The sequence below is a fragment of the Chryseobacterium amylolyticum genome, assembly GCF_051011775.1.
In the GTDB taxonomy this organism is placed as follows: domain Bacteria; phylum Bacteroidota; class Bacteroidia; order Flavobacteriales; family Weeksellaceae; genus Chryseobacterium.
In genome coordinates, this window is sequence record NZ_JBPCHX010000009.1 from 1 (window position 1) to 26,212 (window position 26,212).

The following is a 26,212-nucleotide window of genomic DNA, read 5'->3' on the forward strand; positions in this document are numbered from 1 at the left end:
TCCCATTCCGAACACAGAAGTTAAGCCCACCAGCGCCGATGGTACTGCTAACGCGGGAGAGTAGGCCGCCGCCAGTTTTTATTTTATTTTTAAAAATCCTTTATCATAACGATAAAGGATTTTTTTTTGCTTTATACCCAAGACAGGCTTAAGCTATGAGTAATGAGTAATAATTGATGAATGATAAACGATACACCAATCACTCATTATTCATCATTCATCGTTTATCCCACGTTGTCACTCCGCAGGAGTCTAAACAATGCATTTACATTTGAAATTATAATTCATTATAAATCTTAAGCATTCAAAGCCTTTATGACCACTCAACTTTGGGACCCTGAAGCTCTGATAACTAAGTCTGGATTCCTGCGGAATGAGACAACTAGAACAGGGGTAAGACCATTGAAACACAGGGTATTTATAAACTCAAGGTGTATAACTCTTTATTACTTCCATCCCAAACCCCAGAATCCATACCCCGGAACCCGTATCCCGAGTCTTGTAACATCATTCATCATGGGTCTCTTATCAGTAAATGATGTACTGCTGTCACTATTACCGTTTATCATTCCCTCCACGTTGTCACTCCGCAGGAGTCTAAACAATGCATTTACATTTGAAATTATAGTTCATTATAAATCTTAAGCATCCAAAGCCTTTATGACCACTCAACTCTGGGACCCTGAAGCTCTGATAACTAAGCCTGGATTCCTGCGAATGACACAACTGGAACAGGAGTAAGACCATTGAGACAGAAGCATTATAACCCACGGTTTACAACTTTATAATTTATGGTATGGATTAAAACTCAGAAGCACATACCACGGTACGCGTATCCCGAACCCAGGTTCCGATCATTTATAACTCATCATTCATCGTTTATCATTTACCACTCATCACATACCCCCTTGTCACTCCGCAGGAGTCTAAACAAGCCATTTTACATTGAAATTATAGTTCATTATAAATCTTCAACATCCAAAGCCTTTGACTGTTCAACTCTGGGACCCTGAAGCTCTGATAACTAAGTCTGGATTCCTGCGGAATGACATAATTGGAACAGGATTAAGACCATTGAAACAGAAGCATTATAACCCATGGTTTCAACTTTATAATTTATGGTATGGCTTAAAACTCAGAAGCAGATACCACAGAACCCGTATCCTGAACCTGGTTCCCATCATTAATAACTTATCATTCATCATCATAGCCCCGATAGCAATGGTTACCCCGCAGCAAGCGCTGAGACCCTTCGGCTTCGCTCAGGGTGACAGCGCAGGCGCGAGGAGTAAGAATGAATAGCGGGAGAAAGCTCCTGATGTACAATTATATATATGATGGCCAACAGAATGAATAGCTACAGTCTGATGATAGCTGATATTTCTGAATTTGTATCCAACTTTATTCAATTATAAGAGATTTTTGTTTTTAGAATTCCAAAATTATGTAACTTAGTACCATCAAATTCATTACGAATCTAAAAATATATAATATGAAAAAACATTTATTCCCTTTATTTTTACTGCTATTAGGTTTAAATGCGCAAGCACAGCAGGATTTCTTTGCGATTACCGGAAAAGATACTCAAAGTATTACTTTCAATGATTTTCGTGCTATTGATGGTACAAACGGAGTGTCAGGAGAGAAATTTTTTACGGCAGATTCTTCTGCAAAAGTATTTTCACAAACTAAAAAAGGTATTGTAGCGGAAGACAGAAATTCTTACAGCAATTCTCAGGCAGTAACGTTAGCTGCACTTGCATATGATACTTCGAATAATAACCTGGTATACATGCCTATGTTTTCTTCGAATATCTATGTTTTGAATCCGAAGACAAAAGAAATCACTTTAGTGGAAAATAATGAGGCAAGAGTGTCATCATGTGATATTAATTCTCATATTGCCAGGATGGCAACGGGGTATAACGGTAAGATTTATGCTGTAAATAATGCCGGAACACAATTTTTAGAAATCAGTAGAAAGGATGGACAATATGTGGTGAATGACCTGGGAATTATCAAAGATGATGCTTCTAATGGCAGAAATTCATTTACCGCTATGGAAACTGGATTTGGAGGGGATATGGTCGCAGATGCAGATAACAATTTTTATATTTTTTCGGCTTCGGGAAATGTTTTCAAAGTCCTGACGAATGATTTAAAAGCTAAATTTATAGGTAAGATTGCAGGCATTCCGGATAACTATTCTGTAAACGGATCGGCAGTAAATGCTCAGGGCAAAGTCGTAATAGCCAGTGCAAAAGGGGGAGCATTATATGAAGTAGATCTTGCAACTTTACAGGCAAAACAGCTACCGGGTGAGCAAGGACTTCATATTTATGATCTGGCGAGTAAATATTTTGTGAATGATAAACATTCAACAGCAAACACTTTTGCAGATCTTGATATTTATCCAACAAGAGTTGATGAACATTATATTAATGTTCATGCTGGCAACAAAATAAAAGGCACTGTTAAGCTGAATATCTTTGATATGGCAGGTAAGAATGTTATGACTCAGAATGTTTCAGTAAAAGAAGGCTCATCAGATGAGAAAGTATACCTTAAAGGATTGGTGACCGGTGCTTATATTGTAAATATTACTGATGAATCAGGAAAAGTAATATTCAATAAAAAGATTCTTGTAACCAAATAGCAGATTGCTATAAATCAATATATAAAAACCTTTTCAATCTGTTTTGAGAAGGTTTTTTAATGATTATTTGATATTCAATAAGTTTTATTTTTCGATATTAAAATGTACTTTTATAAAAAAATATAGATGAAACTATACTTTAATGTAGGATATATTGTAAAGGCGGGAGAGAATTTGCAGCTGGTATTTGGTGAAGATGAACATGCCTTACACGTCCATACTATGTTTTATGCAGAAAATGGGTTATGGAAATGCGAAGTAGACTATTTCTCAAAATCCATTACTTATCGATATAGGGTTGTTAATGAAAAAGGAAATGTTTTAAGAGAGGAATTCGTTCCGCATCATTTAAGTTTTCCTCATAATTATAAGGAGTTTATCATCTTTGATGAATGGAACAATAAAAACTTTCCTGAAAATTATTTAAACAATAAAATTCTCTATAACAAGCTGCATGATTTTGTTCCTGAAAGAATAACGGTTTTAAAAAAACATACCCATCTCTTCAGAATAGAAGCTCCTATTTATAATCCGGATTGGAGAATTGTTCTTTTTGGAAGTACAGCATCTTTGGGAAACTGGAACTATGACAAGGTTATTCACCTGCACCAGACCGATTTTGGAATGTGGGAAGCCTCTGTTGAAATTCCTGAAAATGAATTTGTCGAGTTTAAATACTGTATATTTGATATCAAGGAAAACAGGGTCATAGATGTAGAAACCGGCGGAAACAGATCAACGGCTGCCAATCTGTTAAGCGATGTACTGCAGATTGTTTCCAATCATTATTTCAGGTTTAAAGGATACCAGATGTACCATGATGCCGGTGTGGCAGTTCCGGTATTCTCTCTGAGAAGTGAAGATGGCTTCGGGGTAGGAGAATTTGCGGATTTAAAAAAACTGGCAGACTGGACGAAAGAAACTAATCTTGGTATTATTCAGATTCTTCCGATTAATGATACTACAGCCAGTTATTCCTGGACAGATTCATATCCATACGCTGCAGTGTCCGTTTATGCTTTACACCCACAATATATCTCTTTAGAAAACCTTGACTACCTTATACCGAAAGAATTAGTTGAAGAGTATTTGTCTCAAAAAGAAAAGTTAAACGCCTTAGATCTGATCGACTATGAAACGATGATTGAAGGGAAATGGAAATATCTTACAGCTGTTTTCAATAAGGAAAAAGACAAAATTTATAAAGACAGAAACTTCAAAAAATTCATTAAGGATAATGAATACTGGCTCGTACCCTATTCAGCATTCTGTGTTTTGAGGGATAAATATAAGACACCGAATTTTAATGAGTGGAAAACCCACAAAAAATATATTGCCGGAAAGATCTCACAGTTCTTTACCACGAAAAGCAAAGATTACGATACCTCAATGCTCCATGCCTGGGTACAGTATCAATTACACTTGCAGCTGAAGGATGCCGTTGATTATACCCATAACCTGGGAATTTCGTTGAAAGGAGACCTCCCGATCGGTATTTACAGATACTCTGTGGAAGCATGGACAGAACCAGAGTTATTCGGAATGGATTTTCAGGCAGGTGCACCACCGGATCAGTTTACAGAATTGGGACAGAACTGGGAATTCCCTACCTACAATTGGGAAGCTATGAAAGCAGATGACTACAGATGGTGGAAAAACAGGTTCAAAGCATTGGAGCAATATTTTGATGCCATGAGAATCGACCATATTTTAGGTTTCTTCAGGATATGGAGAATGCCTGTTTCAGCCGTACAAGGAATATTAGGGTACTTTTATCCGGCTGTTCCTATTGTAGCGGATGAATTTAAGGCCTGGCAGATTCCGTTCAATTTTGACAGGTATTGTAAGCCATTTATCAACAACAAGATCTTATGGGATTATTTTGGAGATGAAAGCGGAAAGGCTCTTGAATTGATGAACCGTAATGAAGACGGTACCTATGCTTTTAAAGAAGAGTTTGATACCCAGAGGAAGCTGGTTGATTTCTTTAAGAAAAAATCCTATGGCCTGCTGGAAGAAAAACTGATTTCTCTATGTGCCAACGTTTTATTCCTCCCAGAGGAAAGAAATGGGAAAACGGTTTACCATCCGAGATTCAATGTATACAATACAGAATCTTATAAATACCTTCCGGAATCTGAGCAGAAAAATATTTATGATTTGTACCATGACTATTTCTTCAGAAGACAGGATCATTTGTGGTATGAAAAAGCCATGGAGAAACTTCCCGTTATTCTGAATGCTACCAAAATGCTGATCTGTGGAGAAGATCTGGGTATGGTACCTGCGTGTGTTCCTGTTGTCATGGATGAATTGGCCATTATCGCTCTTAAGGTGCAAAGAATGCCTTCTGAAAATATACCGTTCTATAATCCTAAATATGCCAATTATATGAATGTGGTAACCGCTTCTTCCCATGACAGCTCAACATTAAGACAGTGGTGGAAAGAAGATTCCGTTCTTACACAGAGATACTATAACGAACAGCTGATACAGTATGGCAAAGCACCTGAAGACCTGAACCCTCATCTTGCAGAGATTATTATGAAGCAGCATCTGTATAATGATGCCATGCTTGCTATTTTCCCGATTCAGGAATTTCTGGCAACTGATGCAGAACTTGCCAATAAGGAAATTGATAATGAAAGAATTAATAATCCCGCAGTTTTCCCCCATTACTGGCGCTACAGAATGCATATAAAACTGGAAGACCTGAAAGAAAGAACATCTTTCAATAAAAAAATCGCCCATTGGATAAAAGACAGTGGAAGAGTATAAATTTAACAATTGATTATCAGTTAGTTAAAAATATTTTAAAAGAAGTTTGATCTTAGGATTTAACTTCTTTTTTTTATTTATATCAAAGAGATAGAATTAAGATATTCTGCTATATATTAACCAATTAACGACTATAGAGATGAAAAAAATATTTTTAGGATTAGCTTTTGGGTTAGGCGTTTTGGCGTCTGCTCAGCAATATCCGAATAATGGTTGGAATGATGACGGTTATTATCAGAATGATGGAGGCTATTACAGCGATGAAGATGACAGAAATTATTTTCCTGACGATTATTACTACAATTATCCTCAGGATTATTATCCAAATGATTATTATCAAAGCTATTATAACGACTACAGAGGAAGTATTATTAATATCGACTGGAACGGATTTTTTATACAGAACAGATTAAGCAGATGGCAGGTAGATCAGATCATGAGATTGAATAACCTGTATGCAAGTTTTTCAGCATGGAATAATTTCTACAGATATAATCCGGACAGATGGTACTATGACAGGTTCTATGCACTGGAAAGAATCCTTGGACCAAGAGTATTTGTAGTTTTCCAGAATAACTACTACAGAGGCTACAGCCCGGTTGTATATTTCCAGAATTACAGAAGAACATATTATGTGCCGAGATATACTGTAATGCCGAGATACAGAAATATCAATGTTAATATTTACAGAGTAGACCGTTCAAGATTCCGCAGAATGGATAACCCTACTTTTAATATTATCAGAAGAGACAGCAGGCCGGACAATGGTTTCAGAAACACAAGAAGTGAGAACTCGGGAGGCTTCCGTGGTAACAATGGAAGTAACAATAATTCAGGATTCAGAAACGATCATAACGGTGGTTTCAGAAACAGCAATGGTGGCGGTTTCAGAGGGAATTCTGATAATGGAGGAAACAGAGGAAATGCAGATGGCGGCTTCAGGAATAATGGAGGTGGTTTCAGGGGAAACAGTGAAGTAAGAAGAGAAGCTCCTAAACGAGAAGATAATGGCGGTTTCAGAGGAAACAGCGGTGGAGGATTCAGACAGAGATCTGAAAATCCTGCTCCAAGACAAGAAAACCGTGGTAATAACGGAGGCGGCTTTAGAGGCAGTTTAGTAAGGAATTAATTTTCATATATTATATTTAAGTGGTGTGAAGGGCAGGTTTTTATAATCTGTCCTTTTTTTTGTTGTTTTATTGGTTTATTTTTGTTAAAAATTAACATTATTTATGAATTTGTTAATTTAACTTGTGTTTTAATTCATAATCAAAAAGACATATAACAATTAATTAAATTTTAAAAGATGAAAAAATTAGTTTTAGCAATAGCATTTATCGGAATGGGAAGTTTTGCAATGGCCCAACAAACTACAACCCCACAGGACAGACAGGCAAGAGCTGTTGAAAGGAAGCAGAGAATGGAGCAGAAACAACAGGAACATTTAGACAAGATGCAGAAAGACCTTAACCTTAATGCATCTCAGGTCGCGCAGATAAAGGCACTTCAGGATAAAAGAAAAGCTGAAATGAGAGCTGAGTTTGACAAAAATAAAATTGAAAGACAAGCTAAAATGCAGGAAATGCAGGCCAAAAGAGCACAAATGGATGCTGACATGAAAAAAATCCTTACTCCTGATCAATATGATAAATGGCAGGCTGACAGAAAAGCAAAAGCAGAGAAAATGAAAATGGCAATGAAAGAAAGAAGAATGATGAAAAAGCCTATGAATACGGGAACTGCTGATGTAAAATAACAGTTTGTAATTTTAGTTTTTTAATGTGTTAAGGATGGATATATTTCCATCCTTTTTATATTAATTTTCCCTAAAACTTTTGATTTCGGGCTTTTATTCCCTATTTTTGACTATAAATTTAATACTTATGGTTAGCGAAAAAATTGCGAAATTAATTAACGAACAAATTGCCCACGAACAATACGCTGCTCAATATTATCTTTCAATGTCTGCATGGTTTTCAGGAAAAGATTTGGATGGAATTGCCAACTATTTCAGAGTACAGAGCAAAGAAGAATTGATGCATGCAGATAAAATGTTTGATTATTTGAATGATGTAGGTGGGGAAATTATCATCGGGGAAATTCCAAAACCTCCGCATGAGTTCGAAAACGCAACAGATATTTTTGAGAAAGCACTGGCACATGAGAAAATCGTAACTAAAAGTATTTTCAATATTGTAAAAAATGCAAATGAGGAAGGAGATTTTGCAACGACATCATTCCTTCAATGGTTTATCAATGAGCAGGTAGAAGAAGAAGCAAGTGCCTCTCAATATGTAACGAAAATCAAAATGGTGTGTGATAATCCGTCAGCATTATACCTTTTTGACCAGGAATTGTCTCAGAGAGTGTTTACTCCTGATACAACAGCTTAAGATTGAAAAGCATTCAAAATATAAAACCGTTATCTTCTGGGATAGCGGTTTTTTTTAAGATGATATAGTTATTTCCTATACGGCTGCCTTTGGATTCTCACAGCGGAAATAAAAACTACTGCTCCCAATACAAAACCTAGAAATAAAGAATTGGCAATGTTTTCAGCGGCCATATAATAGTGGCCATCTGATGTAACGGGAGGATCTAAACAATCAACAATATTGTAAATGACCACTGTAGAAAATAACATGATGATCAGACTTATTAAAAAGGAGTTTAAGTATATTCTCATGGTTGGTTAGTTGTAATCAAAATATAATCAAAGACTATATAATTGTATTCGTCTTTGAATAAAAATAATAAAATCTTTTATATTTTGAAAGGGTTTTACAAAAAAATGTTATAGTAATGTTTTGAAAATGTTCAGATTATAGATAAATGATCTGAGTTTTGAGTACTTTTTTGCCCAGGCGTTCAAGTATATTTTTATAACCTTCTACCTGCGCCTCATCCTTGGCCTTTGGTTCACCGGTCTTGAAATCCACAATAATGTAACCTTCTTCACCTTTCAAGATACGGTCCGGCCTGAATAGGTGGCTTTCTCCTCTTTCAGTGATCATAATGTCTTTTTCATTGATCACTTCCCACTTCTCATCGAAGAATTCTGCATAGGTCCTGACAATTTCCTGCAGCGTAAATTGTATCTCATTTTTTTCCTCCAATGTGATCTGTCCCTCCAGGGCATACCCTTCCAATACCTTGTTGATGTCCTTTTCTGTATTGATCTTTGATAAAAGCTCATGTACAAAAAGTCCGATTCTTACCTTTTCATTCCGTACCTGGTAGTTTTTAGACGGAGTAGCGATTTTGATAGATGTACTCTTTTCATTAATGTTCTTCAGATGCCGGATATTCTGGGTCTTAAAAGAAGAAGTTTTATCCCTGGAATGTTTTTTCAGCATTTCAGGATGTACAGGATATACATCAAATTCGTCAGCCTGCTCCGGATTTTTTGTTTGAAGGAAATCCAGAAGTTCAAGATTGTTAGACGTTTTATTAGGTTTCTGTAGATAGAAAAAAAGCTGTTCAACAGGTCTCGTGGTAGCAACATACTGTAAACAGAGCCTGTCAATCAGATTTTTATAGGAATTTTTTGTGTTGAAAAAAAGAATTTCATCATCATAAGCCTCCAGGTTTTTGCTGAACTGGTTGATATTCACAGATTTTAATGTTTCATTTTCATTCGTGTCAAACCAGTTGGAAAATTCGCTGTCGCGGTTTTTGTTCATCATAGGAATAAAAACAATAGGAAATTCCAGCCCTTTAGATTTGTGAATGGTCATGATCTGGATAGCGTCAATGTTTTCCGAGGCTTGAATAGTGTACGACGACGCTTCTTCATCCCAGTATTTCAGAAACTCTTTGGTACTTGCTCCGGCATTTTGTGTAAAATTGAAAAGCATTTCCAGGAAATTCAATAAGAAATCAGTTTCCTTGTTTTCAACAGAAAATTCGTTGATATAATATTCAATAAAATTATAAAGATTAAATCTTGGGAAATTATCCTGTTTAAGCTGAAGTGAATATTTCTCCTGAATGAACTGCAATATTTCCTCATGGCCATCAAGATCCAGAATTTCTTTCATACCTAAGGTAAAATCCGGCATATGAATTTTTCCCAGTGTATTCAGATGATACATCATCATGATCAGGCAAGGCTTATTCTTTGGGTTAAGTTCCCATCTCAGAAATTCAATGACAGCTTTTACAGTATTGGAAAGCTCCAGTGTAAGGCCTTTATCAGAAATCGTTTTAATATTGGTTTCTTCACCCTTATAATTAACTTTTAAGCTTCCCAGCTTTTGAGAATAACTGAAAATATCAAAATTTCCCCGGCAAAGGATCGTAATATCGGAGAACTTAAAACCATTGTCCAGACATTCCTGGATATCTTTTTGCATCCTTGCGGAAGTATCGGTATAAAAGTCTTCATTCGTAAGATTTTCGATCAGATTGATCTTTACCCGCCCTTCAATCTTTGATTTGGAGCTTTGTTCAGCATCAGCACCGAAGATGTTTTTATGCTCTTCCAGAAGTCCTTCAGAATGGAAACGGTACAATTCATTGTTGAACTGTACAATGTTTCTGGCACTTCTCCAGTTGTCCTTTAAGACAAGAAGGTCTGCTTCTTTCGGTGAGAATTCTTTTTTGTTGATAATATCCAGCATCAGTTTACTTTCCCCGCCTCGGAAACGATAAATACTCTGCTTGGGATCACCTACCAGTGTGAAAGAAGTATATTCTGTAGAAACACTGTGATCTCTCAGCGGAACGAAATTCTGCCACTGCAGCTCAGAAGTATCCTGAAACTCATCAAAAAAATAATGTTGAAACTGTGAACCTACCTTTTCATAAATAAAAGCAGAAGGCTCATTTTTAAGATTTTCATTGATCAGGATATTAAACTTGGAAAGAAGGACAAGATCATTTTCTTCCTCAATTTTTTGAAGTTCGTCCTGGATATCCTTGTTTACTTTTAAAGGAAGAAGCGCTGATAAAACTTTCTCTTTCTTTTGAGTTTCAATATACATAAGGATAAGTTTCATCCTGTTTTCCAGAAGCTGATCAAGGATTTCAAAAATTTCAGATTCCTTATGCTTTGACTTTGAAGATGCTCCTTTCCTGTAATTGTTAATAACAGATTCCTCCAAAGTAGTCGGAAAAGGGAAGCCGGGTCTTTTCTGCTGATAAAAATCGATCACTTTAGTAAAGAAACCTCCGATTCCGTTTTTGCCCTGGGCAAAATCTTCAATATCTATATTTCTTGATTTGAATAGCTCAATAGAAGCAGCAGCCAGTTCCGCAGACTGCTTTTTATTCTGCACGATCTCTTTACGGAGTGCATTCTTTATATTTTCATAATTGGCATCATCAAAACTTTTATTGCTTTTCAGATGTTCGTAATGAATATCCTTTACAAATTCCTTTGCAGAATCATACAGGTTTTTATTGAGATTAATTCTTTCATTATTTTCAAGACTGTAGTCTACATAATCCATGAAAGAATTGGAGATGGTTTCATTCTCTCCGATCTGGTCCAGCATTTTATCAACCGCTTCTATCAGAAACGGTTCTGCTTCAATTTCAAGATTAAAATTCTTAGCCAGTCCCAGCTCATAGGAAAAGCTTCTTACCAGTCTTGAATTAAAACGGTCAATCGTTCCGATATTTAATGTGGAATAATTGTGGAGAACGTAATCCAGTAATTTCTTGGAACGCTGGTGAAGATCATCAATGGTAATTTTCAAACCCTGTTCTTCAAATGCTTTCTGGATATTTTTCAGGTCTGCATTCTCTGCATAATCTTTGGCTGAAAAATTGCCCAGCCACGATAAAATTCTCTCCTTCATTTCGTTGGCTGCTTTATTGGTAAAAGTCAGTGCGAGAATATTCCTGATCGACTGCTGCTGATTAGGATACCGGAGACAGATCATCAGAAGTCTTTGTACCAGAGCATATGTTTTCCCTGATCCGGCAGAAGCATTGATGACTGTATAAGAATTTTGCATTGTTGAAAGAGAATTGAGACTGCAAGTTAGCTAAAATTTAAAAGAAACTTTAACAATTTAATCAGCCTATTTAACAGTTTACAGAGTAAAAATCAAAAAGAAATATTAAAACGCGTTAACTGTGGTTAAACTTATGGTATAAATTAAAAATAATTTTAGCTTTGCTTTATAAAAAACAGCCCGTGAAACTCAAACTATTCTTTTTTCTATCCTTTATTCTCTTTATTCATACCCATGCCCAAAGCTATATCTTTGGTAAGATCACTTCAGAAAGCGGCACAGAAATGCAGGATGTGAATGTAATTAATATCAGAACAAATGAGATTGTAGTTTCAAACCGGGACGGGCACTTTATGATTTCCGGAAAGCAGGGCGATGAATTGCGCTTTATAAAAGCGGGTTATGAACGTATTACCAAAATAATTTCCCAGGAAAACACACAATCTCCAATGAATATAAGTATGGTTCGCCAGACTATCCAGATTCCTGAAGTTGAGGTGAAGCAAGGACTGACCGGAAACCTGAAGATTGATTCAAAACTTTATAATAAACCTAAAAAGGTGGAAAAACTGCTCAAAGATATGGATCGGTATATTGCTCAGAAATCAGATCCCAGAATACTGGCAGCAAAACCTGGGGAATTTGTACAGCCGAAAGGGCAGGGATTTTCTATTGGAAAAGTTAAAGATAAATGGGACGATGTAGATTTAATGAAATACATAAGAACAAGTCTGGGAGATGATTATTTTACCAATCTTAAAATAGAGAAGCCTCTGATAGATCATTTTATTTATTATGTTTTTGCAGGTGGTTTTGAAAGAAAAAAAATACTGAAATACGGATTTTGCAGTGATGCGGATCTGAACAGGTTTCAGCGTTTTGTCCTGACAAGAATTTCATCTTATCGTGCTCCGCAAACTCAAAGATAAATGGAAGTAAAATATATCAGCAGAGCTTTTTTTCTTGTGCTTTTTTGTATCACTTCTGGATTGTGGGGACAGCAGAAAGTATCAGGAAAGGTAATCACAGGGGATGAAATGGATTTAGCTCCTGTGCTCATTGTTAATATTTCAGCCGGCAAAAGCATATTGAGCAATATGTCCGGAACATTTGAAATCGAAGCCAAGGAAAATGATGAAATAAGATTTGTAAAAGAAGGATATTATCGGGTTGATAAGAAGATTACCAAAGAAGATATCAGCTCTCCGTTCAATATCATTCTGAAAAAAATAGAGATTCAGATCCCCGAAGTGAAAATTCAGTACAGACCTACCGGAAATCTTGCAAAAGATAATCAGCATTTGAATGAATCCAGAAAACTTCAGGCATTAAAATCAGACATGGAAGAATATATGAAAAGTCCGCTTAATCAGCCTTTACCTAGCAATGCCATATCTAAAACTTTTACCGGACATGATTTCAATGCAGGACAGGTCAATCTGTTTGGTGTCTTTAATGCTGTAAAGAAATTGGCAAAGCCTAAGGTTACCAAAGCGAATTATAATGAAACTCAGGATTTTCTTAAAAGAGTAAGGAATGAAGTGAATCTGGGCTTCCTGAAGAAATATGGAATGGATGAAGAGCAGATTGATGCATTTCTTCTGTATGCAGATAAAAACCGCTCATTGGCAAAAAGATACCGGAAGGATTTTAGTATTGATGTTATTGAATATGAGCTTAAAATAGCCTTCGGGGAATACAGTAAAATGAATAAATTAGAAGGAGGTAAAGAATAATTCTTATTAAAATTAAAAATTGAGTTATAGTACTGAAAATATGGAAGCATTTGGAAAACGGAAAATTTCTCTTTTCCTGATGCTTCTGTGCAGTATTTTTATTTTTTCCCAACAGACCGTCACAGGACGGATAGTGGATGATAACGGAGAAAACCTTAGCAAAGTAATTGTTATCAACATGTCTACTGATAAAAAAGTATATTCTGATACAGAAGGCATATTTTCTATTGATGCCAATCCTGATGATGAATTAAGATTTGTAAAGGAAGATTTCAACAGAACTTCAAGAAGAGTTCTTACCAACGGGACCAATTTACCATTGTTTATTACTCTTTATCAGATTCCGAAAGATGTGGGAGAAGTGAAGATTGTTAAAAAACTCACCGGAGATCTGGAAGCAGATTCCCGCATTGTGGCGAAAGCAGACAAAGGAGAGCAGGTAAGAGACGCTGTCGGTCTTCCGCAGCCGGTGGGAAAAATGAGGGAAAAACCGGCTGAGGTAAAAAGCGTTCTTCTGCCGATACTTTTAGGAAACTTGAATGTACAGGGAGTATATGACCTGATCAGTGGTAAAGCAAGGAGGCAGAAAAGACAGTATAGATATGATGATCTTCAGGAGCATATTGCCTGGGTACGGGACAGAATAGACGATGACTATTTTATCAAAGCAGGAGTTCCCGGTGACAGGATTTCAGAGTTTATTCAGTTTTCATTTTTGGCTAAACCTCAGGTACGGACCTATGTAAAAGCAAGAAATCTTTCCGGCGTAATGCTGAGACTGGAAGAAACGGTACCTCTTTTTCTGGAGAGACTGAAGCAGAATCAAAAGTAATTGAGATGTTAATAAAATCTTAAAATATTGGAATAGAAATTGATACAGTCATACTGTAACCAACTAAATTCACAAATTTTATGAATAAAAATATTCTTGCCGTAGCTATTGCAGCGCTTGGTTTTGTCATTGGCCTCGGTTTTTTAGGAAATGCCATTAAGAACAGAAATAAATCCGAAAACACAATTTCTGTAACAGGTTTAGGAACAAAACAATTTACTTCAGATCTCATTACTTGGTCAGGGAGTTTTTCCAAGAATAATGTAGATCTGAAATCTGCTTATGATGAACTGGCAACAGACAGAAAGGTTATCAATGATTATCTGCTTTCGAAAGGGATACCGCAAAAAGAGATCGTATTTTCTTCCGTAGATATTCAAAAACAGTTCAGAAGCTATAATGATTCAAACGGAAATTATGTACAGGGAGAATTCTCCGGCTATAACCTTACCCAAAAAGTTTCTATTGAAAGTAAAGAAGTTGGTAAAATAGAAAACTTATCCAGAAATATTACCGAAATCATCAACCGTGGGATTGAATTCACATCTTCTTCTCCGGCTTATTTCTATACCAAACTGGCAACTGTAAAACAGGAAATGATCGCCAGTGCAACTAAGGATGCAAAAGAACGTGCTGAAAAAATCGCAGAAAATTCCGGGAGCAGCCTGGGAAATCTGAAGAAAGCAACCATGGGAGTGATCCAGATTACAGCACCTAACTCCAATGAAGATTATTCTTACGGAGGAACTTTCAATACTTCATCCAAAGAAAAAGAAGCCAGTATTACAATAAAACTGGAATACGAAGTAAATTAACAGCAAAGTTATCTATTGAATTTTATACAACCGCAAAAGTCACAAAAGCATTCCTTTTAAAACAAGGTTAAAATGATAGGCCCCATAAGATGAAAATCAAAGATTTTCACAAAACTTTGGGGTACTCATTATGCATAAATTTTTGCTCTAAAAAACTAAAGTGTTTAAAACCTTTTATGCCTTTTGTGGTTAAAAAACATAAAAGAAAAATGCCGGAAAAACAATTCCGGCGTTATATTTAAGCATAAATAATTTTATGAATTTCTTTTTTAGCGTCCTCTATATTTTCAGGTGTGTAGCTAGCAAGCAGCCATAAGTTCAAAGATTTTTTTCCTTCACCATAACTAGGCTGTATATGAGTGGTATCTATCAGGCTGAAATTATTTCTCTGATAAAAAGAATATCGTCTTGAGGCGTCTTCACTTAACTCTGCAGGTTCAATTTCCAGGATAATGCTTGGATAATTTTCTGATAAGTGATTCATTATATGAGAGCCCAGCTTTTTACTTCTGAATGCTTCAAAAACTTCAAAATGTTCCACAAAAGCAAAAGAACTCAATTCCCAAAGGATGAGGTATCCAACAGCTTCCGATTCATGAATCACAGACATGAATTTTACATATGGATTTGAAAACAAGCCCATAAACTGTTCCTTATCTCTTTGTTCATCTACAGGAAAAGTGGCTGTGTAAGAAGCATAGATTTCCTGAACTCTTGGGTCTTCAGCAGAAGTAATCGGTAAAAATTCCATAATTTATAAATCAAAGACACTGGGTCTTCTGGTGATGAAAATATCTTTAATCCAAAGGGTGAATGCCAATCCCAGATAAATCAGAAAGAAAAAACCGGCGGTAGCAAAAGTAGAGTAGATGAAGAAAACCCTCAGTTTAGAAACAGGAATTCCCAGCTTGGCCCCCATTCTTGTCAGTACACCGAACCATTCTCTTTCCATTTTATGACGGATATTACTCAGCATTTTCAGATTGTTATTTAAAAGTTTAAATCTAATACTGCAAGGTAAGAAATTTTTCTGACAAAGATTTTGATGAAAAAACTGTCCAGCTAAGGTTATTCTTTTAAAAGTTTAAATCCGATACTGCAGGCCAGACAGTTTTTGGATTCACAATAGGTTTTGTGATGATAAATCAGACTTTGACTTTCCAAGGCATTGGTTATATTTAATCCAAGCTTTTTCCACCCTGTAATAATAATATTTTTCTCAGCAGAAATAGTTCTGTACAGTTCAGTGATTTCATCCGCAGTTTCTTCATGATGATATTTATGATAAGTATACTTTAAAGGGAGTACAGTGTTCAGAATAAGAAGATCAACAAAATCTTTACTCAATGTTTTAGACTGCACTTTGGCAATACTTCCGAAATTGAAATGAAAATCCCAATATTCTGAAGCTTTTACAGATTTGAAAACAGCATATAGCTGATCTGTATTGTTAGCTTCCATAATCTTTGAAAATAAATTCTGATGTGTATACAGATCTGCTAATTGTGACAAACGGATTGTAGGGAAATTGGGAGGTCTTAATCTTAAAAATTTCGGATGAAATTTTAAATCAGAGATAGAAAACTTGGCTTTAATAAAATTAAATTCTCTTTTCCATATTTTCATCTGACCATCCTGAGGATCCTCAAGCCACCCGGAAATTCCGAATAACAAGGCTTCAAGCTGAAGCGGGTTCTGACGGATTTTATTAATAATACTGTAATCGATACTTTCTGCCATTTGCCGGAAAATATGAGCATTTACTTTTAAGCCAAATGAATAGGCAAAGCTGTGGAATAAAATAGCCTCAAAATTATTTTTGTATTGATCTAAGCTTTGCTCAAGCTCAGAGGATTTCTCATCCAGCTTTTGCAGAATATTCTCTTCATGAAAGTTGACCGGGATTTTTTTCGGATCAAAGATTTTTTCACAGGGAATAAATTCATCTCCGTTAATAAGTTTTTCATACTTCCACAGGATATTTTCATCAATATAATTTTTAAGTTCCAAAGTGGGAATATGCTTTCCGGTATGTTCATGAATTTCCATGTCGTGCTGAAAAACAACATGAAGAATGACATTCTGATAATTGGGGTCCTGTGAATGATTGTGAAAAATCCAGTCTGAGGAACGGACATGCAGTTCTGTATTTCCTGCGAGAAGTAATCCGTTGATCCTGATTTGGGCATCAAGAAAATCAGGGCCGGCATTTTTATTCCATTTTCCGGAATGGATAATCTCAACGGAATTTCCTTCAATATCCTTGAAGTCAAAATTTTTGAAAACCTTATAGTTCCAAAGATATTGAAGTAGTTTTTCCGTCATAAGTGTGACGTAAATATAATAGAAATATTATACTTTCGTCAGCTCCTTATTAAAATTTTCGATGGTTGTTCTATACATTTTCTCATAGATAGGAAGAATGTTTTTCAAATCGAATTTTATCGCCTGATCTTTCGCATTTTGCTTCATTTTGGCTAAAAGCTCATCATTGCTCAACAGCTTGATGGTATAATTGCTCATGGCTTCCACATTTCCGATTTCAGCCAGATATCCCGTTTCTCCCTGAATGTTCACTTCAGGAATTCCTCCAGCGTTAGAGCTGATTACCGGAGTATAAGCTGCCATGGCTTCCAACGCTGCAAGACCGAAGCTTTCCTGCTCGGAAGGAAGTAAAAATACATCTGAAAGTTGTAGGATTTTATAAAGATCATTTACTTTTCCTAAAAGACGGATTTTGGAAATAAGCTCCGGGTTTTCCTCCAGGAACTGATTGACCTTTTCCATATCAGGCCCTTCACCAATAATGATTAGTTTGGATTTTACCTTTTTCTCCACATTTTTAAAGATCTGAAGTACTTCGTCCACACGCTTTACAGGACGGAGGTTAGATACATGGATCAGAATTTTTTCATCAGGATTGGCAAACTGTGTCCTCTGGCATTCAGTACAGTCATCAAATTCAGAATTGTCAATAAAATTGGTAATCACCTGAATTTCTTTTTTGATATTAAAAAACTGAAGAGTATCTTTTTTCAGGCTTTCAGAAACTGAAGTAATCGCATCAGACTGATTGATCGAAAATTCTACAGCATGCTTATAACTTGGGTGCTGGCCAACAAGAGTTATATCTGTTCCGTGCAAGGTCGTTACCAAAGGAATGTCATTATTGTCTTCCTTAAGCATTTGTTTTGCCGTAAATGCGGCATATGCGTAAGGAATAGCATAATGTGCGTGCAGAAGATCCAGTTTATAAAGATTGACAACCCTGTAGATCATCGAACTCAGCGCAATATCATAAGGCTGATACTGGAAAAGCGGATAGGTCTGAACATTTACCCTGTGAAAGAAAATATTCGGGTTGGTGATGTCTAATCTTGCAGGAAGTGCAGAACTGATGAAATGTACTTCATATCCTTTATTGGCAAGGGACATTCCTAATTCTGTTGCTACAATTCCGCTTCCTCCATATGTCGGATAGCAAAGTATGCCTATTTTCATTAGATTATTGTTGTTTGATATTGTATTATTTGGTGTTTGCGGAAGTTGCTGCATTAAGCTCTATGCCTATTCCTGGTTTTAACCGGTCATTAACCAGTACCGGAAGTTTTCCCCATATTTTTGTTTTCCCATTTAAAGCATCGGCAGTTGCATTCATAGAATCATCATTGTTTTCATAAGAGACAAGAACCGTTGAAACTTTTGAAATATCAATATCCTTCAATGCATAAGCGCTTCCGAAAACATTCAGAATTACATTTTGATTTTGAGTAAGATCAGAAAGTACTTTCTTAGATTCTGATGAAATTTTATAAGGCTTATAAGCTGTTGAATTATCTTTATGGAAACCTACGATTACTGTAGAACCCGCTGGAATAGTCTTAATCTCTCCAGCTTTTTTGATAATCACATTATTCCCTAACCTGTTGGCAAAAGTCTGGTAAGGAGCTTCTTCCAGAGGAACGTAATATATTTGTTTCCCGGTAAGAGGCAGTAATTTCTTTTCATCCTTTAATAAAGTCAAAGCATTGGAATAAAGGTTCTGTACCAATTGGGTATGAGAATTATTATTAAGATCTGCATTGATGTTTTCCGGATTTTTAGGGGTATATTGAGTCAGACCAAGGAAATACTTGGTCAGTAAGATCTTTTTCACACTTTCCTCTACTCTGGATTGAGGTATCTCACCTTTATCTATAGCTTTCTGAATTAATTTTTTGCCTTCGGAGACCCCTTGTGAGAAAAGCATGATGTCATTTCCTGCTTTAAAGGCCATAGCATCCAGTTCGCCTGGTTTATATTTGTTGGCTACAGCGCCCATATTTAATGCATCTGTAATGATTAAGCCTTTATAGCCCAGCTTATCTTTAAGTAAACCGGTAATAATATTTTTGGAAACAGAAGCCGGAATCCCTTTTCCTGATTCTAAATTCGGAACGTATAAATGAGCAACCATTACACCGCCAATTCCTTTGTCCATCAAAGCTTTGAATGGTGCCAGCTCTACTGTATTAAGTCTGTCAATGTTATGGGAAACTACAGGAAGATCAAGATGGGAATCTGTGCTGGTGTCCCCATGGCCCGGGAAATGTTTGATAGCAGCTAATATATTGTTATCCTGAAGACCGTTGGAATAGGATAGAGCAGAGCTGATTACATTGCTCACTTCAGATCCGAAACTCCTGTTACCGATAATCGGATTATCAGGGTTGGTATTGACATCTACTACAGGAGCAAAATCCCAGTTGATTCCCATCCTGTGACAATCTTCAGCAATTTTTGCAGCCATCTGATAGACAAGATTTTTATCCTGGATGGCACCTAACGTCATTGCCCATGGAAATTTGTGAGCCGTTGCAATTCTCTGATACAATCCCCATTCCGCATCCATACCAATCATCAGAGGAACTTTAGATTTTTGCTGGAATTCATTCACCAGACCGATTTCCCTTGCGGCATCATCCTGCATTAAAATCAGGCCTCCTATTTTATCATTGGTAACAATATTTCTTACCTGGCTGATATAGTCTTCTCCTTTATTGGTATACAGTGCAACAATAAAAAGCTGTCCAAGTTTTTCATCCTGAGAAAGATTTTTGTAAGTTTTATCAACCCATTGCTGAGCCTTTTTCAAATCTTCCTTGGATGCATTTTTAGGCTGATACTGCGCCTTAGCTTTAGGACTTATCAATGCAACAATAAAGAGTGAAGTATATATTAATTTCTTCATGACTTTTTTGAATAAGAACAAAAATACAATTAAAAAAATGATGAAAACAAAGTTTTCGAAATTTTTGGTATATGATTTGAATACGCAATATAAATAATTTACTAAACTTTAATAGAAATGAAAAAAATACTTCTCTTCTTATTCCTGGGCGCTGTAGGTTTTACAGCTTATAGCTGTGATAATAGTGATGACACTGTAGTACAGGGAACAGATTATGATACAATAAGCCAGTCATTTGATATTAGCCCAACTTTTACCAGAGTTAACGACAACCTTTATAGATGGAGTGATGACTTTAACAAGCCATTAGTACAATCTGATATGGTGCTTATTTATATGCAGATTGGAACTGACGGAGATGCTCCTGTCTGGAAGCTTCTGCCATATACTTATTATGTAGGGAATGCAACTAATGATGCCGTAGACTATATTTATGAATTCAGTAAGTATGCAGCTATGATTAATATTAATTCTACCAGTACTTTCAGTTTGACAGCTAATCCATCGTATTATCAGAACAAAAAATTCAGAGTCCTGATTCTACCTGCAAACAGTACAGGAACAGGTGGTGCAAAAATGGCTAAAGGCGCTTCTGTAGATTATAACGATTATAAGAGTGTAATCAAATATTACAATATTGACGAGTCTAAAATCAAGGCTAAATAATTCAGAATATCTTTTCAGTTTTTTATAATTAAAAAAGTCCCGGGAGAAATATCTTCCGGGGCTTTTGATTTTTTAGTTTCTAAAACCGCCGCCTTTAATATAATAAGCAGCGTCGTATGGTTTTTGTATTATTTTTACATTTCTTATGTCTAGCCAAAATGCGCTTTGTGGAACATGGGTAGCTGGAACTATTGATGATTGTTCTGGTAAATAGTAAATTTTAAGACTATTCTTAGGCTCAGTTGTAGAGAAATAAAAAGTATAAGTTTTATCTTCATTAGTCCACTGAGTAGTTTTCTCAGTTTTTTGTTTTTTATAATAGTTGGCAGAAGCGAATCCATTTCCAACATTTGGTCTTATGGCACAAGGGTCATCTCCTGGTATTTGCGGTGAATCTGCTAATTCCAATGCTAAAGTTGGAGCTGCTTCACTTTTATCAATATTAAATAGGTCGTCATCTAATCTGTTTTCTCGATTGTTGTTTTTAGTAGTATATATATAATCCTCTACATTAGTAGTTACAATAATCTCATAAGTTTTATTTGGCTCAAAATATTGCTCTATTGAAATTGCATTTGATATTGGGTCATTTACTAGTACTGATTCACCTCTAGAAATTATTGTCTTCCCTCGATTTTCAGCTTTAAGCATGACACCATGCCAATAATAACTAGTATTATAAGATGGTCTTCGGCGTGGCTTCCCATACCCTCTTATTTGGTAGCCATTTTGTTCTATTGGGTTTGGTCCGTAACATTTTGTTGAAGTAAAATAACTCCCTTGTGGACTTATTAAATCTGTAAAAGAGCATCCCCCATTTTCGTTTATGACACCAGTAGTAAAAGATAAATCCATTATAACTGATTCGGTAGCATTCTTAGCTAACATATTTTTAGACATCAATGAAAATTCAGTAGTGTTTTTTGGAATTGAACTTTCATCCTGAGAATAAATTAAATCATTGCTATTTGCACAAGCAATGAAAAATAGTGAAGAAACAACGAATAATGTTTTTTTCATAGTTGAATAATTTTCTGTGCAAAGATAATTTAACTTATAAAAAATACACTATATTGTGAATTATTGAATAATTAAAAATGTTTTTATTAATTTCCATAATTAAAAAGCTCCAAAAAATATATATTTTTTGGAGCTTTTTAATATTTACTTTATAAAATTAGTTATCATTGTCATCCAGAAGATGTCCAAAGAAGTCTTTTTTTGTCTGCAGATATCCTTTGCTTATTTCGTTGGCAGGAATCTGTAGCGGTACTCTTGAATTAAGGTGAATATTGCTGTCAACCACATACTTTACCTTTTCAGGGTTATTGGTCAAAAGATTGATGTCTTTTACATCCAGCAGATTAAGAATTTCAATGGCTACGCCAAAGTTTCTGTCGTCTGCAGGAAGACCCAGCTGAAGATTGGCCTGTACGGTATCCAATCCTTTTTCCTGTAGTGAGTAAGCTTTCAGCTTGTTGATGATCCCGATGTTTCTGCCTTCCTGGCGAAGGTAGATGATAATTCCACCGTTTTCATGGATATATTTCATTGCAGCATCCAATTGCTGGCCGCATTCACATTTTTTTGAATGGAAAACTTCTCCGGTAATACATTCTGAGTGGAAACGAACATTGACAGGCTTTGAGAAATCTGTGTTTTCTGCAACAATGGCCATATGAGGCATCCAGTCATTTTCGTTTTCGGAGAAAGCTATCATTCGGAAAGTACCGTGCTCTGTAGGAACATTGGCTTCCGCCTGAATTTTAATCATTGATAGTTCAATTAGTTTTTAACTTCCTGGCAAAGTATCTTCAATAACAGAAACATTGGTTTTTAAACGAACGAGATATCTGTTAAGAACTTCATCTTCATCTCTGTCAAGATTCTGCCTTAGCTTCTGTATTTTTTTGTATGATTTTTCGAAGCTTTTCAAGGCTCTGCTCTTTCCTGCAGAATTGCTGGCATCAATAGCATATAAATAATTCTGAAGGCTGTATTTCATGCTTGTAATCTCATCATTTAATCCGTTGTTTTTAAACTTGGGAAAAGTGGAGATCATATTTGAAATTTCAGAAGCATTTACATTCTGTTTTATATTGATATTGAAATTCTTCTTTGAGCCTCTATCGGAATCAGAACCTTTTGCATCGCTATAAAAATTACTTGACAACGGAGAAAGATTAAGTTTTTCCGTTGCACAGGAAGATGTTAATATGATAAGTACTCCAAAGAAAAATAGTCGTTTCATTTTTGTTGCCCTTTTTGATAAAGGATTGGGTTAAGACTTTCATCATTGTACATTTTCATTTGTTTGTACACTTTCATCTTAACGTTACCGTTTTCAATATCAGCAAGCAACTGATCTATAGAAGTTGATAAATCCTCTTTCTGAGTAAGCAGAACATCCAGTTTAGCCTGGCAGCTGTTTCTGTGTTCTTCAGAAGCGGATTCTCTGTTAGCTTCTAACGACATATGATAAACCTTTAATGCAAGAATGGAGAGCCTGTCTACTGCCCAAGCGGGAGTTTCCGTATTTATTTTTGCTTCCGGTTTAGGAGTTATATTTTCAAACTTATTAAGGAACCAGCCATCAATATATTCTACCAGATCAGTTCTTTTCTGATTGGAGGCGTCTATCGTTCTCTTGAGTTGAAGAGCTTCAGCCGGATCAATATTTTCATCTCTAATTATATCTTCCAAATGCCATTGAACGGTATCAATCCAGTTCTTTGCATACAAAATCCGTTCCAAACTATCTTTTTCGAACGGGTTATTAATTAGAGTGTTAACGTCATCAGACACGTGATAGTCTTCAATGGCTTGATTGAAGACTTTCCATGCAGTCTCAGTAAATTTCATTAATTCTAAGGAATTTAGTTGCTTGAAGAATTGTTATTGTTGGAAGCCGATTTATTTTCAGAACCTGGTTTGTCTTCTTCTTTTACTGCATCTTTAAATTCCTTGATTCCTGAACCTACTCCTCTCATTAATTCCGGAATTTTCTTTCCTCCAAAAAGCAATACTAAAATGATTGCAACGATAAGGATATGCTGCCAAGATAAGGCAAGTATTGTTAATGTATTCATCTCTTAAAATTTCTACAAAGGTACACTTTTTTTAATATGAAATCCAACCTAACGGATCAACCGGTGTACTTCCGTTCCATACTTGGAAATCAAGGGTATAGGCGCCATCAAAATCCTGAGCTATTGTCCCTACAGGAGTTCCTGAAGAAACCTGCTGTCCTTTTGAAACACTTACATTTCCTAAGTTGGAATAAATAGTAAAATAGCTGCCGTGTTTGATAATAACAGTCTTTGTTCCGTCATTGTTAGCCAGTACCGAAGATACTGATCCCGGGAACACTGATTTTGCACGTGTACCTGACGGGACGGAAATTTTAATCCCGTTATTTTCTTCTGTAATATTTTTGAAAACCGGGTGCGGCTGTCTTCCGAAACGGTGGGTGATCTGTCCGGCTCTGTCTGCAGGATAACCAAGTCTTCCCCTGTTGTCTGCAAAACTGCTTCCCGTTGCAGTAGAAACTCCGTAGCTTGTCATAGCTTTTGTTTCAGCTGCCTTTTTCTCGTCTTCTTTTCTCTTGGTAAGTGCTGCTTCTGCTGCTCTTGCTGCTGCCAGTTTATCTGCTGCTTCCTTAGCTCTTGCATTAGCTTCATCCGAAGCTTTTTTAGCAGCTACTCTTCTTGCTTCATCTCTTGCATTGGCTTCTGCTTTTGCAGCTTCTTCATTACGTTTTCTTTCTTCTTCTGCTCTTTTTGCGGCAAGATCTGCAGCTCTTTTGGCTTCTGCTTCTGCTAGTCTTCTTTCTCTTTCCAGAGCTTCTGCTCTTGCTTTAGCCTCTGCTTCAATTCTTGCTTTCTCTCTTTCAGCAGCCAGCTTTGCCAGACGTATTTTTTCTGCTTCTGCTTTCTTTCTGGCTTCTTCTTCTGCTTTAGCGATTCTTATTTCTTCAGCAATAATAGCCCTGATCTGTCCCTCCAATGCTTTAGACTGAACCTGTTTTTGCTTAAGTTCTGCAGTCAGCTTGGATTCGTTTTTCTTGAATTCGGCTACTAACTGTTCTTTTTGGGCTCTTTCAGCATTGATGGTCGCCAGATCTTTCTGTTGGTTGATCAAAAGGGATTCCTTCGCTTTTACAGAATTTTGTTTTTGTGCGATGGTCTTTTTGATGAGATTGGCAGCATCTGTGATTTCAGCTGCTTTTTTATCCTGGTAATCTGAGTATTGTTTCAGGTACTGAACTCTTCGTATCGCTTCTCCTAAATTTTTAGCAGAAAGAATAAAAGTTACTTTGTTCTGTACTCCTTTATTTTTATAAGCATTTACCAAAACTTCAGCGTAATTTTTTCTCAAAACGGCCAGTTCTTTATTCTGACGGTTGATTTCCAGCTGGCGTAAATAGATATCATCCTCAATGAATCTTTTTTCTTTCTGCGTGTTATTATACACCTTTTCTCTTAAAACCAATTTTTGGTTGACACTGGAAAGGTAAGCTACGGAAAGTTTAGATTCACTTCTGGTTTTGGCTAAATCGGTATTTATTTGTGCAATTTGTTTTTTAAGTTCGGCATTCTGCTTCTGCAGCTGTTCTTTGGTCTGCTGTCCATGGTGCAGTCCGAACATCAAAACACCTATTAAAAAGCTAAATTTTTTAATCATTTAATCTCAATTTTCTTATAACTGGATGGTACAGAATAAGGTGTTTCCATCCTCGAAAAGTCAAATTTCGTATTTTCCAGTAAAATCTGACTAGATTTTGAGCCTTTTATAATTATTTTAACATTTTTCGGAAGGCGGATTCCTTCATATTCATTCCAGTCACTATAAGAAATTTCCAGCTCGTCAGAGGACAGAATATCTTTTAAATTTACACTTAATAAATCGTAATTGGTATCATACTGAAGAGCTACTTTATACTCTCTGTTTTTTTCATCCGTTACAATTTTCTGATTGGTATTGGAAACCATTTTAAAACCCTGTGCATTTTGGGTGAGGTCAAACTGTCTGTCGTTGATCTTTACAAAAGTTCTTCCCAGTAAGATTTTTTCCAATGATTTGTAGTCAATGAAATTGACATTCAGTAAATTATTGAGATAATCAAAATCGGAATCTATATAAGTTTTATTGATTTTATCCTGTCCTTTTATTCCTTCTGGAGTGGCAATGCCTCTTGCAGCATTGATAAACAAAGCTCTAAGATTCATCCATACCTTTTTATCCTTTTCAATATAGACGGTTGCATCCAGCGTCGGAACATAGCTTCCCGTTTCTACCTTTACTTTGCTGTCTATTTTGATTTGTTCAAATTTTGGCGGAATCAATACATGCTCATAAAAAGTGAGCTTATCTCTCACCGGTTCATTGGCATCTTTTGGATTTCCACTATCTTTATCTTTTGCAGCATTAATGCTGTCCCGTGTACGATCTGTATCATTTTGAGCAGCAGTACGGGTCTTACAGGATGATAAGGCAAGAAGCAATAAAAGAAAAGGGATCCAGTTTTTCATGTATT

25 protein-coding genes and 1 rRNA gene are annotated in these 26,212 nt (G+C 36.0%); 12 read left to right on the forward strand and 14 right to left on the reverse strand.

The genetic code is table 11. The features are described from left to right. Window positions 1-77: ribosomal RNA gene (gene rrf, locus ACR1PO_RS20890) — 5S ribosomal RNA — on the forward strand; the annotation flags it as partial. 369 nt (window positions 78-446) lie between these two features. Here the strand turns inward: rrf and ACR1PO_RS20895 are convergent. Further along, window positions 447-569, reverse strand: coding sequence for a hypothetical protein (locus ACR1PO_RS20895; protein ID WP_433988049.1), 123 nt, complete (start codon window positions 567-569; stop codon window positions 447-449). Between the two features lie 418 nt (window positions 570-987). Between ACR1PO_RS20895 and ACR1PO_RS20900 the strand changes: the two genes are divergently transcribed. From ACR1PO_RS20900 to ACR1PO_RS20925, 6 genes are all read left to right on the forward strand, one after another. Next, complete coding sequence (locus ACR1PO_RS20900) at window positions 988-1,302, forward strand: hypothetical protein (RefSeq protein WP_433988050.1); 315 nt, start codon at window positions 988-990, stop codon at window positions 1,300-1,302. Between the two features lie 190 nt (window positions 1,303-1,492). Continuing rightward, complete coding sequence (locus ACR1PO_RS20905) at window positions 1,493-2,656, forward strand: T9SS type A sorting domain-containing protein (RefSeq protein WP_433988051.1); 1,164 nt, start codon at window positions 1,493-1,495, stop codon at window positions 2,654-2,656. A gap of 126 nt (window positions 2,657-2,782) precedes the next feature. Next, the gene (locus ACR1PO_RS20910; protein WP_433988052.1) at window positions 2,783-5,434 is read left to right on the forward strand and encodes a 4-alpha-glucanotransferase; all 2,652 of its coding nucleotides are present in this window, start codon (window positions 2,783-2,785) and stop codon (window positions 5,432-5,434) included. Between the two features lie 139 nt (window positions 5,435-5,573). Continuing rightward, window positions 5,574-6,563, forward strand: a complete 990-nt coding sequence (locus ACR1PO_RS20915; protein WP_332388223.1) for a hypothetical protein — start codon at window positions 5,574-5,576, stop codon at window positions 6,561-6,563. A gap of 177 nt (window positions 6,564-6,740) precedes the next feature. Then, complete coding sequence (locus tag ACR1PO_RS20920) at window positions 6,741-7,190, forward strand: DUF4890 domain-containing protein (protein WP_433988053.1); 450 nt, start codon at window positions 6,741-6,743, stop codon at window positions 7,188-7,190. Between the two features lie 127 nt (window positions 7,191-7,317). Then, window positions 7,318-7,827 (forward strand): ferritin, encoded by a 510-nt coding sequence (locus ACR1PO_RS20925; protein ID WP_002981834.1) that lies wholly within the window; start codon window positions 7,318-7,320, stop codon window positions 7,825-7,827. A 429-nt stretch (window positions 7,828-8,256) separates the two neighbouring features. On the opposite strand, the gene ACR1PO_RS20930 is transcribed toward ACR1PO_RS20925, so the two are convergent. Next, entirely contained in the window at window positions 8,257-11,397 is a 3,141-nt protein-coding gene (locus ACR1PO_RS20930) for a UvrD-helicase domain-containing protein (protein ID WP_433988054.1), read from the reverse strand. Window positions 11,398-11,579: 182 nt separating this feature from the next. On the opposite strand from ACR1PO_RS20930, the gene ACR1PO_RS20935 reads away from it, so the two are divergent. The 4 genes from ACR1PO_RS20935 to ACR1PO_RS20950 all read left to right on the forward strand — a co-directional run bounded on the left by ACR1PO_RS20935 (window position 11,580) and on the right by ACR1PO_RS20950 (window position 14,780). Continuing rightward, on the forward strand, window positions 11,580-12,326 hold the full coding sequence (locus ACR1PO_RS20935; RefSeq protein ID WP_433988055.1) for a hypothetical protein: 747 nt from the start codon (window positions 11,580-11,582) through the stop codon (window positions 12,324-12,326). Beyond that, complete coding sequence (locus ACR1PO_RS20940; protein ID WP_433988056.1) at window positions 12,327-13,133, forward strand: hypothetical protein; 807 nt, start codon at window positions 12,327-12,329, stop codon at window positions 13,131-13,133. A 19-nt stretch (window positions 13,134-13,152) separates the two neighbouring features. Then, window positions 13,153-13,965, forward strand: coding sequence for a carboxypeptidase-like regulatory domain-containing protein (locus ACR1PO_RS20945; protein ID WP_332388218.1), 813 nt, complete (start codon window positions 13,153-13,155; stop codon window positions 13,963-13,965). Between the two features lie 80 nt (window positions 13,966-14,045). Further along, a complete protein-coding gene (locus ACR1PO_RS20950) occupies window positions 14,046-14,780 on the forward strand; it encodes an SIMPL domain-containing protein (protein ID WP_332388217.1) in 735 nt (244 codons plus the stop codon). 238 nt (window positions 14,781-15,018) lie between these two features. Here ACR1PO_RS20950 and ACR1PO_RS20955 read toward each other — a convergent pair whose 3' ends face one another. The 5 genes from ACR1PO_RS20955 to ACR1PO_RS20975 all read right to left on the reverse strand — a co-directional run bounded on the left by ACR1PO_RS20955 (window position 15,019) and on the right by ACR1PO_RS20975 (window position 20,010). Continuing rightward, complete coding sequence (locus ACR1PO_RS20955; protein WP_433988057.1) at window positions 15,019-15,531, reverse strand: GNAT family N-acetyltransferase; 513 nt, start codon at window positions 15,529-15,531, stop codon at window positions 15,019-15,021. A gap of 3 nt (window positions 15,532-15,534) precedes the next feature. Next, the gene (locus tag ACR1PO_RS20960; RefSeq protein WP_002981826.1) at window positions 15,535-15,756 is read right to left on the reverse strand and encodes a PspC family transcriptional regulator; all 222 of its coding nucleotides are present in this window, start codon (window positions 15,754-15,756) and stop codon (window positions 15,535-15,537) included. Between the two features lie 92 nt (window positions 15,757-15,848). Then, the gene (locus tag ACR1PO_RS20965; RefSeq protein WP_433988058.1) at window positions 15,849-17,105 is read right to left on the reverse strand and encodes a DUF2851 family protein; all 1,257 of its coding nucleotides are present in this window, start codon (window positions 17,103-17,105) and stop codon (window positions 15,849-15,851) included. Between the two features lie 27 nt (window positions 17,106-17,132). Further along, a complete protein-coding gene (gene bshA, locus ACR1PO_RS20970; RefSeq protein WP_332388214.1) occupies window positions 17,133-18,281 on the reverse strand; it encodes an N-acetyl-alpha-D-glucosaminyl L-malate synthase BshA in 1,149 nt (382 codons plus the stop codon). Between the two features lie 25 nt (window positions 18,282-18,306). Next, window positions 18,307-20,010, reverse strand: a complete 1,704-nt coding sequence (locus tag ACR1PO_RS20975; RefSeq protein WP_433988059.1) for a glycoside hydrolase family 3 protein — start codon at window positions 20,008-20,010, stop codon at window positions 18,307-18,309. Window positions 20,011-20,127: 117 nt separating this feature from the next. On the opposite strand from ACR1PO_RS20975, the gene ACR1PO_RS20980 reads away from it, so the two are divergent. Beyond that, window positions 20,128-20,676 (forward strand): hypothetical protein, encoded by a 549-nt coding sequence (locus tag ACR1PO_RS20980; RefSeq protein WP_433988060.1) that lies wholly within the window; start codon window positions 20,128-20,130, stop codon window positions 20,674-20,676. 72 nt (window positions 20,677-20,748) lie between these two features. Here the strand turns inward: ACR1PO_RS20980 and ACR1PO_RS20985 are convergent, their stop codons facing one another. The 7 genes from ACR1PO_RS20985 to lolB1 all read right to left on the reverse strand — a co-directional run bounded on the left by ACR1PO_RS20985 (window position 20,749) and on the right by lolB1 (window position 26,207). Next, window positions 20,749-21,696 (reverse strand): hypothetical protein, encoded by a 948-nt coding sequence (locus ACR1PO_RS20985; protein ID WP_433988061.1) that lies wholly within the window; start codon window positions 21,694-21,696, stop codon window positions 20,749-20,751. Window positions 21,697-21,853: 157 nt separating this feature from the next. Continuing rightward, complete coding sequence (gene ribA / locus ACR1PO_RS20990; RefSeq protein WP_374463224.1) at window positions 21,854-22,450, reverse strand: GTP cyclohydrolase II; 597 nt, start codon at window positions 22,448-22,450, stop codon at window positions 21,854-21,856. An 18-nt stretch (window positions 22,451-22,468) separates the two neighbouring features. Continuing rightward, window positions 22,469-22,927: a hypothetical protein gene (locus ACR1PO_RS20995; RefSeq protein ID WP_002981820.1), complete on the reverse strand. Its 459-nt coding sequence runs from the start codon at window positions 22,925-22,927 to the stop codon at window positions 22,469-22,471. Further along, window positions 22,924-23,538 carry a DUF4254 domain-containing protein gene (locus ACR1PO_RS21000; protein ID WP_332388209.1) on the reverse strand — a complete coding sequence of 205 codons (615 nt, stop codon included), beginning with the start codon at window positions 23,536-23,538 and terminating at the stop codon, window positions 22,924-22,926. Before ACR1PO_RS21000 ends, ACR1PO_RS20995 begins: the two co-directional genes overlap by 4 nt. Before the next feature lie 14 nt (window positions 23,539-23,552). Further along, window positions 23,553-23,765, reverse strand: coding sequence for a Sec-independent protein translocase subunit TatA/TatB (locus ACR1PO_RS21005; RefSeq protein WP_002981818.1), 213 nt, complete (start codon window positions 23,763-23,765; stop codon window positions 23,553-23,555). Window positions 23,766-23,796: 31 nt separating this feature from the next. Continuing rightward, the gene (locus ACR1PO_RS21010) at window positions 23,797-25,359 is read right to left on the reverse strand and encodes a murein hydrolase activator EnvC family protein (protein WP_433988062.1); all 1,563 of its coding nucleotides are present in this window, start codon (window positions 25,357-25,359) and stop codon (window positions 23,797-23,799) included. Beyond that, window positions 25,356-26,207, reverse strand: a complete 852-nt coding sequence (lolB1, locus tag ACR1PO_RS21015) for a lipoprotein insertase outer membrane protein LolB1 (protein WP_332388207.1) — start codon at window positions 26,205-26,207, stop codon at window positions 25,356-25,358. The genes ACR1PO_RS21010 and lolB1 overlap by 4 nt, the downstream gene beginning before the upstream one ends. Window positions 26,208-26,212: the final 5 nt, after the last annotated feature.

What these genes read in the sequence shown, in the direction of transcription:
- ACR1PO_RS20895 (WP_433988049.1), bottom strand. Translation starts at nt 569, where the DNA reads ATGATAAACGGTAATAGTGACAGCAGTACATCATTTACTGATAAGAGA.
- ACR1PO_RS20905 (WP_433988051.1), top strand. Translation starts at nt 1,493, where the DNA reads ATGAAAAAACATTTATTCCCTTTATTTTTACTGCTATTAGGTTTAAAT.
- ACR1PO_RS20910 (WP_433988052.1), top strand. Translation starts at nt 2,783, where the DNA reads ATGAAACTATACTTTAATGTAGGATATATTGTAAAGGCGGGAGAGAAT.
- ACR1PO_RS20915 (WP_332388223.1), top strand. Translation starts at nt 5,574, where the DNA reads ATGAAAAAAATATTTTTAGGATTAGCTTTTGGGTTAGGCGTTTTGGCG.
- ACR1PO_RS20920 (WP_433988053.1), top strand. Translation starts at nt 6,741, where the DNA reads ATGAAAAAATTAGTTTTAGCAATAGCATTTATCGGAATGGGAAGTTTT.
- ACR1PO_RS20925 (WP_002981834.1), top strand. Translation starts at nt 7,318, where the DNA reads ATGGTTAGCGAAAAAATTGCGAAATTAATTAACGAACAAATTGCCCAC.
- ACR1PO_RS20930 (WP_433988054.1), bottom strand. Translation starts at nt 11,397, where the DNA reads ATGCAAAATTCTTATACAGTCATCAATGCTTCTGCCGGATCAGGGAAA.
- ACR1PO_RS20940 (WP_433988056.1), top strand. Translation starts at nt 12,327, where the DNA reads ATGGAAGTAAAATATATCAGCAGAGCTTTTTTTCTTGTGCTTTTTTGT.
- ACR1PO_RS20950 (WP_332388217.1), top strand. Translation starts at nt 14,046, where the DNA reads ATGAATAAAAATATTCTTGCCGTAGCTATTGCAGCGCTTGGTTTTGTC.
- ACR1PO_RS20955 (WP_433988057.1), bottom strand. Translation starts at nt 15,531, where the DNA reads ATGGAATTTTTACCGATTACTTCTGCTGAAGACCCAAGAGTTCAGGAA.
- ACR1PO_RS20960 (WP_002981826.1), bottom strand. Translation starts at nt 15,756, where the DNA reads ATGCTGAGTAATATCCGTCATAAAATGGAAAGAGAATGGTTCGGTGTA.
- ACR1PO_RS20965 (WP_433988058.1), bottom strand. Translation starts at nt 17,105, where the DNA reads ATGACGGAAAAACTACTTCAATATCTTTGGAACTATAAGGTTTTCAAA.
- bshA (WP_332388214.1), bottom strand. Translation starts at nt 18,281, where the DNA reads ATGAAAATAGGCATACTTTGCTATCCGACATATGGAGGAAGCGGAATT.
- ACR1PO_RS20975 (WP_433988059.1), bottom strand. Translation starts at nt 20,010, where the DNA reads ATGAAGAAATTAATATATACTTCACTCTTTATTGTTGCATTGATAAGT.
- ACR1PO_RS20980 (WP_433988060.1), top strand. Translation starts at nt 20,128, where the DNA reads ATGAAAAAAATACTTCTCTTCTTATTCCTGGGCGCTGTAGGTTTTACA.
- ACR1PO_RS20985 (WP_433988061.1), bottom strand. Translation starts at nt 21,696, where the DNA reads ATGAAAAAAACATTATTCGTTGTTTCTTCACTATTTTTCATTGCTTGT.
- ribA (WP_374463224.1), bottom strand. Translation starts at nt 22,450, where the DNA reads ATGATTAAAATTCAGGCGGAAGCCAATGTTCCTACAGAGCACGGTACT.
- ACR1PO_RS20995 (WP_002981820.1), bottom strand. Translation starts at nt 22,927, where the DNA reads ATGAAACGACTATTTTTCTTTGGAGTACTTATCATATTAACATCTTCC.
- ACR1PO_RS21000 (WP_332388209.1), bottom strand. Translation starts at nt 23,538, where the DNA reads ATGAAATTTACTGAGACTGCATGGAAAGTCTTCAATCAAGCCATTGAA.
- ACR1PO_RS21005 (WP_002981818.1), bottom strand. Translation starts at nt 23,765, where the DNA reads ATGAATACATTAACAATACTTGCCTTATCTTGGCAGCATATCCTTATC.
- ACR1PO_RS21010 (WP_433988062.1), bottom strand. Translation starts at nt 25,359, where the DNA reads ATGATTAAAAAATTTAGCTTTTTAATAGGTGTTTTGATGTTCGGACTG.
- lolB1 (WP_332388207.1), bottom strand. Translation starts at nt 26,207, where the DNA reads ATGAAAAACTGGATCCCTTTTCTTTTATTGCTTCTTGCCTTATCATCC.